We start from the raw sequence: 12,732 nt of genomic DNA, 5'->3' as shown, positions 1-12,732 counted from the left end.
CAAATAAACATATTATTTGATAAACCAAAAAAGCGTGTATTATCGCTGATCTGACTTCTGCCTGACTGTACTAGTTTGCTATTTTACGCCCGAAACTCTTCTCAGGTAAAGGCTTAGGCAATATTTTCTGTTAGTTTGACGGTAAAATATTAAAGCTTTTATTTTAGAGAGATTTTAGGTTTAGCAAATTCATAATTGGTATAAGAAGTACTGAAGACCCCATAACTTTTTAACTAAAAATAGGAGAATTAGTGCCAATGGAAGCGTCTGCTGTCAATCCCATTAATGGTGGAGTTAATCCCTTAAATGCAGGTGGCACTAGCAACCTATATAGCGGTAATTCCTTTGCTGCCAATGACAGTTTGTCTGCTGTTAAAGGCAGCCTGTTGACGGGTGGTAGCAATTTGTTATTAGGTAACGGTAGCAATTCGATTCCAGGTGGCGGTATTAACCCGTTTGCAGGTGATGGTGGCAGTGGGCTTCAGAAATTAATTTTTGAGCGATTAAAGTTAGTTCTGGGTGATAACTATTTCAAGGGTATTGATAACACATTAGCAGCAGGTAGTAACCCGTTTGCAGGCAGTGGTTATCCCATTCCAGGTGGGGCTACCAACCCATTTGCAGGTAACAGCAATCCGTTTGCAGGTGGGACTACCAATCCATTTGCAGGTGGCGCTACCAATCCATTTGCAGGTAACAGTAATCCGATTGCAGGTGCAGGAAGTCTGCTTCAACAATCGCCTTTCGATCCGTTGAAAGAAGTCCTTGGTAACAATATACCCTTTAGTAACACTGGGAATACATCTAATTCAGGTAGCCAAACCTTTAATCAGAGCAACGCACCGATTGGGAATGGTAATAAGGACTCTGGTAGTAATAACGCAACTATTGGTAATTTTAACTTGGATAATGGCAGTAACAGCGCAACCATTGGTAATGGGAACTGGAACTTTAATAATGACAACGCAACCATCGGTAATGGCAATTGGCTATTTGGCAAGGATAATACAACCCTTGGTAATGGCAACTGGTATTGGGACAATGGAAGTAAGAATTCAACATTAGGTAATGGTAATTGGCACTTTGGCAGTGACAACGCAACCATTGGAAACGGCAATTGGGACTTCGGCACTGATAACACAATTATTGGTAATGGTAACTGGGTTTTTACCAATGGAAATGAAATTATTGGTAATGGCAATTGGTTAACAAAGACTGATAACACAACGATTGGAAACGTCAATAATCTCAGCAGTTTAAAGTTATCCCCATTAGGAATTAAAACTGATGTCAACAATCTGATTGACTCTCTTATAGGTAAAATAGGTCAAAATTTTCTTGGGTTTACAGGAAATTTTGATGTATCAAGTAGCCAAACCTTTAACCGCCTCATCTCTTCTAAAAGTGTTGGGAATGACACTGATATATCTAAGGATATTGAGCAACTTTTGGCATCACTCCGCCCAATTCAAGGAAATTTAATCAATTATCAGCCTGTGCAAAACCCTCAGCCTGTCCCAGAATCTGCTTCTTCAGTGTCGTTAGTAGTAATGGGACTGGTATGTTTGTTATTGTCACTCTTCAAAAAACAACAACACTGTTAACGTAAATTCAATTCTTCTAATGGGACTTAGACAAAAAGTAGCCTTAAAAAACCATCAAACCTATATACAGAGTGACTTTGACATCGTTTTACCTGTTTTCTTGATATATCTGGGTTTCAAGCGTTTTTGAGCTTTCGGTGTATTTCCCTTATCCTGTATAGGTTTGAGGCTTGTTTCTGCCTCAAAAATGTTTAAGTCCCGCTAAGCTGATTGCGATCGCAACCCAATGTAATACTACTTTATTAAGAAGATTTGTCGATTGGGCTGCACTTGCTTTTTCACCCCTGTCTTTCTGCCCTAATCTGTTTATCTGGTTGTGGTCTTAAACTCATGACACCTGCTTGGCTTAAAGTCATTGCAGTGATCTTGCCTGTGTCATCTTTCTCAAAAGAAATACTTGTATTTACTGCTTTTGCAAAGAATTCTAGCTCTGATGTCGGAAAAAACTGTAACGGCGGTTGCTGGTCACATTCGATAAACAAATTTTCATTTTGGCTCACTACTTTGAACTGCAATCCAGATTTTGTTAAATATAACCCTGAGTAACTTTCAGCTTGCGATAGGGTGATGATTGGTTTTTCTTTCTCAAACACGTCAGGCCAGTCATACTCAAGCGCAAGAGATCGCATTACTTCCGACATCAGTTCAACTTCATTCGAGTTGAGCATGACAACAGCACCTTTTCCAATATGCGCGTAAACACGCATCAATCCTACAAATCCTTCATTTTTACCACTATGAAAAAAGTAGAAACCATCACCAATTCCACCACCTGCGAAGAATCCTAATCCTATAAATAATCCATTCCCTAACCCCACGAACTCACTATTCGATCCTTGTGTTTGCTCTATCTGTTGGGGACGCAACATTTCTTCTACCGTCTCTTGACTCCACATAGTAGGAGAGAACCCACGCAATACTTGCAAGAGATCAACGCCAAGTTTGGCTAAATCTGATGCCGTTGTCCACAAACCTGCTGCTACCATTTCAGGATAAACATGGTGCTTGCTTTCAAGTGGCACACCAGAGAACGGGTGAGCCGTTGCTGCTCTTGCTAACCAATCGTTCGGGAGCGGCTGTTGGTAAGTGCTATTTGTCATGCCTAACGGTTCGAGTACCAATTCGCGCATGATTTCTGGAAAAGGTTGCTTGAGCAAATCAACTAATACCTGTTGGGCAACTGTTGTCCCGCCACCCGAATAGCGATAATGCAAACCAGGGATGATATTGACTTCTACTTTCTCGGTGTTGGCTGGAGGTTCCCCATTGAGAACTTGAATCGTCGTTGGCAATGCAGCCGAGGTTGAATAGCCAGGAAAGCTTTGTACAGTCAAACCAGCCGTATGACTCAACAACTGGCGTAGCGTTACTCGGGGTTGCCAAGGAGCGATCGCAGGCACACGCCATGAGGTGAGATAATTATTCACATCTTCATCAAGACTGAGACGACCTTCTTGTGCAAGACGCATGACTGCTAAAGCAAAAACAGGTTTGCTGATTGAGCCTGCTTGAAACAAGGTGTCTGGTGTGACTTCACAAGTTGTTCTAGCCTCACACACCCCAAATCCACGCGCCCATTCGATTTCAAAATCATTAATAACTGCAATACTGATACCTGGGGTGTGGTAATGTGCTAATTGCTCATCCAATGTTTTCGGTGAACCGAATTTTCCTTCTAACGCTGTTGCTGGCAGAAGATTATTGATGACACGCTCAATGCGTTGCTCAATGGATTGCAGCATTGGTATACACCACTTTTCCGTTCTGAGTTTGTCAGTGCTATCCAATTCTACTCAAACTTTGCGAAATGATTTAAACCTTTCTTATACATGAACAAGTAATTGTTGCAAAGCATGAAGCATTTGCAGCAACTGCTTATACATTTCTTGGAAATACTTAAACCTTTCTTATACATGAACAAGTAATTGTTGCAAAGTATGAAGTCTTTGCAGCAACTGCTTATACATTTCTTGGAAATACTTAAACCTTTCTTATACATGAACAAGCAATTGTTGCAAACGTTTCAATTTTGGCAACTAGTGTTGAGGGTTAAGCGAGTTACAAGTGCTGATACCAAGGAATGGAGAGACAAAGCATAGCTTTGGCTCTTTGGGGCGCAATGACTGTAGGAATCATAACTAATTTCCGAACTTGCGCGCGGAGTTTTATGAGTCCTATAGCTGTATTACAGCACGGCGTAAATAAGCAGACCATTGAAAAGCCCTAAAAAGCTTATTCCATAATACTTTTGACTTTTGACTTTTGACTTTTGACTTCCGCCTTGCGGTAGTATTTGCTAAATTTGATGGGCGATCGCTTAAAATTTAGAAGTTGGTGATTGTTATCTGCTCGAAAGAATGTCTCAGTCAAGTTTTCAGCGTGCAAATACTCTTAAAGCGGCTTTTTTGGCTTGTAATGTTGAGCCGCTTGAACCAGCAGAAATGGAACGGTATTATGTCGATCTGTCGCTGGTGCGGAAAACTTCGGCTATTGATAATGTCAGTACAGTTTTGGATTTTCAAGAAGCAGGTGATTTTACAACAATTTTATTTACTGGACATCGCGGTTGTGGTAAAAGTACGGAGTTAAAAAAAATTCAGAGTCTTTGGGAAAACAATTATTGGGTTATTTATTTGGAAGCGAATGAAGAGACAGATATTAATGATATTCGCTATACAGATTTATATTTGATTGTAATAAAACAAGTTGAATTTGAATTACGAAAATTAGGTTTGACTTTTAATCAAGATTTATTAAAAAGTTTTGAATCATGGTTTAAAGACATTACTCAAGAAAACGAGCAAAGTGTCGAAAAATCAGTCAACGTCAAGGCAGAAGCAACTCTCAGCCCTACTGCGCCATTTCTCGCCAAACTAATGGTCAAATTGCTGGCACAAATTAAAGGCTCGGACAAGCAAAAGACAACTATTCGACAAACTCTAGAAAAAGATTTATCTCGCCTCAAATCTGATATTAATCTGTTATTAAGCGACGCTTACGCAAAATTGCGGCAAAAATTTCCTCAATGTAAAGATTTATTAATTATCTTCGATAATTTGGATCGGGTTCCTCCTGTTGTAGCAGAACATTTGTTCTTGGATTATGCGGCTCAGATGCAAGAATTAAATTGTACAATCATTTATACAGTACCAATTTCAATTCTTTGCTCGCCGAAAAATCCCCTAAATCAATTTGATGGTGATCCTCATATTGTGCCGATGATTAATATATATGAATTTGAACGGCAAAAATGTGATTTAAATTATCATCAGACGGGCTTAGATGCAATGGCAAGTGTAATTGAAAAGCGGGTTGATATTCATGCAATTTTCGAGAGCCGTAATCAATTATTAGAACTAGCAAAAGCAAGTGGTGGCCATGTGCGTCAGTTAATGCAAATGATGCGCTCTGCATGTCAAACAGCGAGTACCCGAAAACATGCAAAAATTATGTCTGAAGATGTAGAGTATGCAGTTAAACAGCAACAATTTAGTTTTGAGCGGTTTATTCCTGAAGAACATTACCCTCATTTAGCTCAGGTTTGCTTAACTAAAAATGTCAGTAAAGATGAAATTGGACAATTAATGTTATTTAATACTTCCGTCTTGGAATATAACGGTGATAAACGGTGGAATTATCCAAATCCGGTGGTGAAGCGAAATGAGTTCTTCCAACAAGCTCTCCAATCAGCACAAAAACAGTGAACTTCAAGCCGAAATAGGTAAATTTATTGCCTATAATCAAGATGAATTTGCTGAATTAGTGACATTTGTCGATTTTGCCGAAAAATTTACATTAGGTTTTATTGAAATTAACTTTACACCCGATATAGATCTATTAATTGCTGGATTGCAACAGAATCCTCAATGTCAAGAAATCCAATTTGTGGTTTTAGACTTTCCTGATGAGAATTTGCGATTTCTCCGGGATAAATTGGTAGAGCAATTAGCCAAAATTACTAAAGAAACAAATAAAAAACTTGTTTTATTAATTCGGAATTTAGAAAAATCGATTGGTGTTTTTGGAGATTATCCACCAGTTTTACAGGATTTAAACTTTGTCCGCGATTCCTATCGTCAAACCGTACCTCATCCGCTTTTATTTATCTTGCCAGATTATGCGATTTCGCGGTTAGCAAAATTTGCACCTGATTTTTGGGCTTGGAAATCAGGTTTATTTCGCTTTAAAACCACAGAATTGACTAGAGATAGGGCAATTGCCAATACTCTGAATGCAGACACAAATATAGAACGCTTACCAACACCAGAACAACAAGAACGTATCGATTTATTACATGGCCTGTTGATGGAATATCACCCAACTGGAGAAATACCCAGCCGAGAACATCTCCGCAATTGCTGTAATATTTTAAATGAATTGGGCAAAGCATATTTAAGCCAGCATAAACCAATCAAAGCTAGAGAATATTTAGAAAAAGCTGGGAAAATTGCCAAGCAATTTCCTGATTATTCCTTACAAATCGAAGTTATCAATCAGTTAGGTAAAAGCTATCAGCAGCAACGACAGTTTGAAAGTGCAAACAGCTATCATCAACAAGCTTTAGATATTGCCAAAAAGCAGAAAAATCGTCCTGCTGTCGCCAATTCCTTATTTTATTTAGGTAATGTCTCTCTGGATATGCGACAGTTCCACCAGGCACGGGATTATTATCAACAAGCCCTGGAAATCAAAATCGAATTTAGCGATCGCTATTTGAGTGCTAGCACTTACCACCAGTTGGGAATAGTTGCCCAACAGTTGCGCCAATACGACCAGGCATGGGATTATTATCAACAAGCCCTGGAAATCAAAATCGAATTTGGTGATCGCTATTCGAGTGCTAGCACTTACCACCAGTTGGGAAGGGTTGCCCAAGAGTTGCGCCAATACGACCAAGCACGGGAGTATTATCAACAAGCCCTGGAAATATATATCGAATTTGGCGATCGCTATTCGAGTGCTAGCACTTACCACCAGTTGGGAATGGTTGCCGAAGAGTTGCGCCAATACGACCAGGCACGGGATTATTATCAACAGACCCTGGAAATATATATCGAATTTGGCGATCGCTATTCGAGTGCTAGGACTTACCACCAGTTAGGAATGGTTGCCGAAGAGTTGCGCCAATACAACCAGGCACGGGATTATTATCAACAAGCCTTGGAAATCAAAATCGAATTTGGCGATCAATATTCGAGTGCTAGCACTTACCACCAGTTGGAAATGGTTGCCGAAGAGTTGCGCCAATACGACCAGGCACGGGATTATTATCAACAAGCCCTGGAAATAGATATCGAATTTGGCGATCGCTATTCCAGTGCTAGCACTTATCACAACTTGGGAATGGTTGCCCAACAGTTGCGCCAATACGACCAGGCACGGGATTATTATCAACAAGCCCTGGAAATATATATCGAATTTGGCGATCACTATTCCAGTGCTAGGACTTACTACCAGTTGGGAAGGGTTGCCAAAGAATTGCGGGAATACGACTAGGCACGAGATTATTATCAACAAGCCCTGGAAATATATATCGAATTTGGCGATCGCTATTCGAATGCTAGCACTTACCACAACTTGGGAACGGTTGCCCAACAGTTGCGCCAATACGACCAGGCACGGGATTATTATCAACAAGCCCTGGAAATCAAAATCGAATTTGGCGATCGCTATTCGAGTGCTAGCACTCACCACAATTTGGGAATGGTTGCACAAACCCAGGAGAATTACACAGAGGCTAGGGCTAATTTGCAGACAGCGTTGGAGATATATGTTGAGTATCAGGATGAATATATGGCTACAGTGACGCGAGAGAAGTTAGAGGGTTTACCGGAGTAGGTGGGGATATGGGCGATCAATCGCGTTTTGGGTTTTGTGAGGTGCGATTGGGTTTAAGTTTGTGGAGGTGCGTTAGCGAAGCTGTCCGCAGGAATCGCGTTTGCTTGATTGGTTTGGGAGAGCGATCGCTCTCCAGTTATCCTTAAAAGTTACAATGAGTATGGTATTTACAGGAAAGGCAGAAATGACTGCAAAAGACAAAATTCACGCTGAAATTGATAGCCTTAACGAAGAATATCTAGATGAACTATATCTTTTAATCAAAGATTTTGCCCAATCTAAACAACATCTGAAAAAACCGAGTTTCATGTCAAAATTGAAACAAATCAAGATAAATGCTCCAGAGGATTTCGCTAGCAATCTTGATTCTTATCTAGCTGGGTAGGAGGGTGATAAATAAAATCTTTGTTGATACGTTATTTGTGGTAGCTTTAATTAATCGAAGTAGTATTTTCAAGTCAGGTCGGTGTGAATATTTATCGTTGGGATGAGGCAGGAGGGTTTGAGTCTATTTAATTTTTTAATTTTTCTTAACATAGTTTGGTTTTTCCACATCGTTCTACTTATACTTTGTAAAGCTTACAGTAGGAATCGCGTTTAAGTTTGTGGAGGTGCGTTAGGGAAGCTGTCCGCAGGAATAGCGTTTGCTTGATTGGTTTGGGAGAGCGATCGCTCTCCAGTTATCCTCAAAAGTTACAATGAGTATGGTATTTTCAAGAAAGACAGAAATGACTGCAAAAGACAAAATTCACGCTGAAATTGATAGCCTTTACATGGGATGCTAGTTGATGATTAGTGAGTTTTACCAATGTCTGTTGTTTCTGGTGTCACTGTTACTGTTCCTGCCACAACTGCTAATTTGGGGCCTGGTTTTGATTGTATTGGTGCAGCTTTAAAGCTGTACAACGAGTTCAAGTTCACTCGGCTGGAAGAAGGTGGGTTAACTATTGATATCACTGGTACAGAAGCCCAACAAGTCCAAACTGATGAAAGTAATCTTCTCTACCAAGCGTTTGTCAAGTTCTATCAACATATAGAGCAGACACCGCCAACTGTGAAAATAGAAATTAAGTTGGGTGTACCGTTGGCGCGGGGTTTGGGTAGTTCGGCGACAGCAATTGTTGGTGGGTTGGTTGCGGCTAATCAACTAGAAGGTGCAACTCTGTCTCAGTCACAGGTTATGGAGTTAGCGATCGCAATGGAAGGACATCCTGATAATGTAGTTCCAGCTTTGTTGGGTGGATGTCGTCTTGCTGCTACCAGTGGAGCAGGTTGGGAAATTTGTGATGTTCCCTGGCATAAAGATGTTGTACCAGTTGTGGCTATTCCTAATTTTGAACTTTCTACTTCAAAGGCGCGGGGCGTTCTCCCCACTGACGTGAGTCGTGCTGATGCGATTTTCAATATGGCACATTTGGGGTTATTGTTACGCGGCTTGGAAATTAATAACGGACAATGGTTAAAGACGGCTTTGCAAGATAGATTGCATCAGCCTTATCGCAAAGCTTTAATTCCTGGTTATGATGCTCTCAACATCGCAGCTGTTAGTGCTGGTGCTTATGGTATGGTGATTAGTGGTGCGGGACCGACACTGTTAGCTTTGGTGGATAAGTTACACTCAAAGGCAGTGGAGGCGGCGATGTTAGCTGCTTGGCAAGAAGAAGGAATTACAGCCGAGGTGCGATCGCTTTCTCTAGATACCCAAGGTGCAAAAAGCTTTTAATATTTTACTCAGCACTTAAAACTCGATTTATGGAGCAAACTCAGGCTGAAATAGCGGCGCTTAAATCTCAAATTCAGATTCTTTTAGAAGAACGCGCTGCACTCACTATTAATAATGTCATCTCTGGCGAGAATGATTCACCCCAGGCAGTGGCGGAAGCTTACCGCCGTCAAGCCAGAGAAAATGCCCAATTATCAGTTGAACTCCAAGGCATAGATGCAGCGATCACCGCCTTGGAAGGCAAGATAAAACAAAAACAAGGTAAGTTAGTGCGTTGGCAAGGTGAATCAAAGCAACTTATCCAACAGCAACAGCTAGAAGAAGCAAAAGAAGTGGCTCAGGTTCATGCTCAACGCATTAATCAACTAGCAAGTGAACTGGCCGCAGAAGTCCGTTTTCTTAAGGCTTGTGCCAATCAACTGAGTCCAATGTATTGGCAGATTTATTACAAGCCCTTTATTACTGGCTTGAAGACAATCTCCGTTCCCTATGTCCGCTCTGATGCAGAGGTATGGACAATTGTCAACCGGATTATTTAATGCTTTACCCTTTTCGTTGGTATGCAACACATATTTACAACAATCTTAAGAAAAATGTGACTAATGCATATCAACCTTGAGAGAGGGATTTAGGCTCAGGGTTCAAAAATATTTCTTCCAAAATGGGATGCTCCCTGATGCTCAAAGATAAATGCTGGCTTTCCTTACAAGTTCCTTAAATTGTTTTGCTATAAATATAAATATAGGGCGAAAATTTTTAAGATATTTAAAATTCAAAAGTTGCTAAACATAGTTGAGGAATTAATCATTTTTGACAATCCAGCATCTGGAAACCCGAAACCGTAAAGACCAATTACCAATGAAATCGGAGGTCTATATGATGTTTAAAAAGATTTTAGTTGCATTAGATCGCTCGGAAATAGGGCAACAGGTTTTTAAGGAAGCATTGGATTTAGCAAAGTTAACACAAGCTAGCTTAATGTTACTTCACGTCCTGTCTTCCGAAGAAGAGGGTAGTCCTTATGTACCTATGCTGTCTAATATGGACTACTATCCAGAATTGACCAGTCAAAGCTTTGAGTTATACCAACAACAGTGGGATACCTTTAAAAATCTAGGAATCCAGATGTTGCAATCTTTCTGTGCCCAAGCAAACACAGCAGGTGTCATTACGGAATTTACACAAAATGTTGGTAATCCTGGTCGGATTATTTGTGATTTAGCCCATAGTTGTGGCGCTGACCTAATTGTTATGGGGCGTCGGGGTCATTCTCGATTGATGGAACTATTTCTCGGTAGTGTGAGTAACTATGTTCTTCACCATGCTCCTTGTTCAGTGCATATTGTGCATCTTTCAATTACTCCTAAAATAGATAAAGTTGTTAAAGAAACTACAAGCACTTTCAGCGTTGACTAACTACTAAGCTATTCCACATCTAACTTGCATAATTAGAGTGGGTAATACTTCGGCCTGACGCTATGCAAAATTAAAGTTGAGAGCGAAAAGTGGATCTATGAAAGAAGATACTAGCGAGATCGTTGGTTTTCATGCTCATGTTTACTTCGATCCTGCAAGTCGAGATGTAGCTGCGCGTGTACGCGAAGGATTAGGCGCTAGGTTTGACGTGCAACTCGGATGCTGGTTTGACAAGCCCATCGGGCCCCATCCAAAAGCGATGTATTAAGTTGCTTTCTTACCGAATCAGTTTAATAAAGTCGTTCCTTGGTTAATGCTCAATCGTGAGGGATTAGATATTCTCGTTAATATTTAGTCATTCTGTATTTGCTTGAGTAAAGCTATCCACATATCAGATGGAGCGGAGTAGTAATCAATTTCTTCAACTTGATATTGATAAGATTCACAACCTTCTCGTAAAATAATGCGATCGCAAGCTTTAATGCTTTTCCCTACTCCAGTCATGTACCCAATTGTTCCTTCATTGAGGCGCTCAAATATGTAGTCGCCTCCACAAACTTGCTGTCTGTAATCATGGATTTTATTCTTTTGTTTTAATTCTGTTACTGGAGAGGTAACCAGAGCTAATTTATTTAAAAAACTAAAACTTAAGTTCATACCTGTTCTGATTGAAGAGAAGGCACTTAAAAACAATAAAAAAATAGGACTTATAATTCATTTAAAAGCCGATTCTTTTAAATTTACAGTACTGTTAACCGCAGATTCAACTGTAAAATCACCTAACTGTTGGACGAGATTTGGTGAAATATAAGTTTTTTGCTTAACTATCTAGTATTAATTAATAAGCTTTTTATGTCTTGAAAATGTCATATATGTATATATTTTAATATCAATATAATCTAGTACAACGGGCGCGTAAATAAACCACCCCTACCCTTCGGGAACGCCAAGGGCGAACGGGTGACGCTCTCTACGAGACGCTGGGCGAACGCAGGCTCGCTAATGGCAGTTCCTCATGGGGGAGGGAAACCCCCTTGGCGCTAGCCTCTCCCTCTGGGAGAAGACCGGACTGCCTGAAGGGGTGACAAGCGTCCGGCAAACCGTACATAGCAAGTCTTTCAGCTCAATTACCTCCAAAAAGATTGTCTGACTTTTGTGCCAACAAACTGATACCAATTCAAAATTCAAAATTCAAAATTCAAAATTAAGAATCTAGACAGGACAAGGTTTTGGAGATGTGTATCTGTCGCATTCTTTTTTCAAATTGGTATGACACATTTGACCAAAGTATGGGATGAGTCCACAAAGCGATGGCTGCGCCAACGCCAAGGGCGAACGCTATTTCATTGTCAATAAGCCTGTCAATAAGACTCTATCTTTTTGGAGGTCAAATAAATTAAAAGCTTGATGGGCAAAGCTCTTAGCGGTCTTGTCACCCCTTCAGCCGGACTGCTTCACCATTCCAAATCAGCTGTATACCTGTTTGAATGAGAGAATTTTGAATTCTGCCTTGCGGTACTAGTCACTACAAGTAGTGACTAGAGCTACATCTACCTGTTTGAGTAGTACTTCTAGGGTAGAAGAGTTATCTAAAACGACATCTGCATGAGCCACTTTTTCTTCGATGGATAATTGGCTGTTAATCCTGGCTCGTGCCTGTTCTGTATTTAAATGGTTTCGTTGTATCAATCTTTGCAGTTGTTGTTCTTGGGAACAACGCACTACCCAGATTTCTGTTACCAAATCAGTCATCCCAGCTTCAAATAATAGAGGCACTACTAACACCAGTATTTGTGACGAAGACTGAGCAATTGCTTTGAGAAAGCGATCGCGCACATTAGGATGAATCAAATTGTCTATCCAGTTGCGTTCATCTTGACGATTAAAGATAACTTCACCTAGCCTTTGGCGGTTGAGGCTGCCATCTGGTAGTAAAATTTGTTCGCCGTAACGTTGAGCGATCGCACCCAAAACAGGCGAACCTAAAGATACTGCCTTTCTAGCATAAATATCTGCATCCAAAATCGGCAGGTTATAAGTGCTAGCTAAATAATTGGTGACAGTGGTTTTACCTGTGGCAATACCTCCAGTTAAGCCGATTATACGTTTTGTCATTTGTCCTCTCTTACAAAGTTGAGGCAGTCTGTTGGC

At 40.4% G+C, this 12,732-nt stretch carries 11 protein-coding genes and 2 pseudogenes; 10 read left to right on the top strand and 3 right to left on the bottom strand.

The genetic code is table 11. The annotated features are described in order from the left end of the window. Window positions 1-257 precede the first annotated feature (257 nt). Window positions 258-1,604: a hypothetical protein gene (locus V7K56_RS11500; RefSeq protein ID WP_334910488.1), complete on the top strand. Its 1,347-nt coding sequence runs from the start codon at window positions 258-260 to the stop codon at window positions 1,602-1,604. 278 nt (window positions 1,605-1,882) lie between these two features. Here the strand turns inward: V7K56_RS11500 and V7K56_RS11495 are convergent, their stop codons facing one another. Further along, a complete protein-coding gene (locus tag V7K56_RS11495; protein ID WP_334910486.1) occupies window positions 1,883-3,346 on the bottom strand; it encodes a serine hydrolase domain-containing protein in 1,464 nt (487 codons plus the stop codon). A gap of 615 nt (window positions 3,347-3,961) precedes the next feature. Here V7K56_RS11495 and V7K56_RS11490 point away from each other — a divergent pair. The 9 genes and pseudogenes from V7K56_RS11490 to V7K56_RS11450 all read left to right on the top strand — a co-directional run. Beyond that, window positions 3,962-5,308 (top strand): P-loop NTPase fold protein, encoded by a 1,347-nt coding sequence (locus V7K56_RS11490; protein ID WP_334910483.1) that lies wholly within the window; start codon window positions 3,962-3,964, stop codon window positions 5,306-5,308. After that, window positions 5,265-7,100 carry a tetratricopeptide repeat protein gene (locus V7K56_RS11485; RefSeq protein ID WP_334910482.1) on the top strand — a complete coding sequence of 612 codons (1,836 nt, stop codon included), beginning with the start codon at window positions 5,265-5,267 and terminating at the stop codon, window positions 7,098-7,100. Before V7K56_RS11490 ends, V7K56_RS11485 begins: the two co-directional genes overlap by 44 nt. A 12-nt stretch (window positions 7,101-7,112) precedes the next feature. Further along, a pseudogene (locus V7K56_RS11480) lies at window positions 7,113-7,262 on the top strand (tetratricopeptide repeat protein); the annotation flags it as partial. Then, window positions 7,245-7,442, top strand: coding sequence for a tetratricopeptide repeat protein (locus tag V7K56_RS11475; protein WP_334910756.1), 198 nt, complete (start codon window positions 7,245-7,247; stop codon window positions 7,440-7,442). The pseudogene V7K56_RS11480 and the gene V7K56_RS11475, both read left to right, overlap by 18 nt. A 100-nt stretch (window positions 7,443-7,542) precedes the next feature. Then, on the top strand, window positions 7,543-7,827 hold the full coding sequence (locus V7K56_RS11470; protein WP_334910480.1) for a hypothetical protein: 285 nt from the start codon (window positions 7,543-7,545) through the stop codon (window positions 7,825-7,827). A gap of 423 nt (window positions 7,828-8,250) precedes the next feature. Beyond that, on the top strand, window positions 8,251-9,165 hold the full coding sequence (thrB, locus tag V7K56_RS11465; RefSeq protein ID WP_334910478.1) for a homoserine kinase: 915 nt from the start codon (window positions 8,251-8,253) through the stop codon (window positions 9,163-9,165). Window positions 9,166-9,194: 29 nt separating this feature from the next. Beyond that, a complete protein-coding gene (locus V7K56_RS11460; RefSeq protein ID WP_334910476.1) occupies window positions 9,195-9,704 on the top strand; it encodes a hypothetical protein in 510 nt (169 codons plus the stop codon). Window positions 9,705-10,044: 340 nt separating this feature from the next. Beyond that, window positions 10,045-10,581: a universal stress protein gene (locus V7K56_RS11455; protein ID WP_334910754.1), complete on the top strand. Its 537-nt coding sequence runs from the start codon at window positions 10,045-10,047 to the stop codon at window positions 10,579-10,581. Window positions 10,582-10,678: 97 nt separating this feature from the next. Then, a pseudogene (locus V7K56_RS11450) lies at window positions 10,679-10,930 on the top strand (DOPA 4,5-dioxygenase family protein); the annotation flags it as partial. Window positions 10,931-10,932: 2 nt separating this feature from the next. On the opposite strand, the gene V7K56_RS11445 reads toward V7K56_RS11450, so the two are convergent. Further along, window positions 10,933-11,238, bottom strand: coding sequence for a hypothetical protein (locus V7K56_RS11445; RefSeq protein ID WP_334910474.1), 306 nt, complete (start codon window positions 11,236-11,238; stop codon window positions 10,933-10,935). 861 nt (window positions 11,239-12,099) lie between these two features. Then, the gene (gene coaE, locus V7K56_RS11440; RefSeq protein ID WP_334910472.1) at window positions 12,100-12,696 is read right to left on the bottom strand and encodes a dephospho-CoA kinase; all 597 of its coding nucleotides are present in this window, start codon (window positions 12,694-12,696) and stop codon (window positions 12,100-12,102) included. Window positions 12,697-12,732: the final 36 nt, after the last annotated feature.

The sequence above is a fragment of the Nostoc sp. genome (genome assembly GCF_036917535.1).
Classification (GTDB): domain Bacteria; phylum Cyanobacteriota; class Cyanobacteriia; order Cyanobacteriales; family Nostocaceae; genus Nostoc.
Note: the sequence above shows the minus strand (reverse complement) of the source record. Positions and strands in the feature narration are given on the sequence as shown.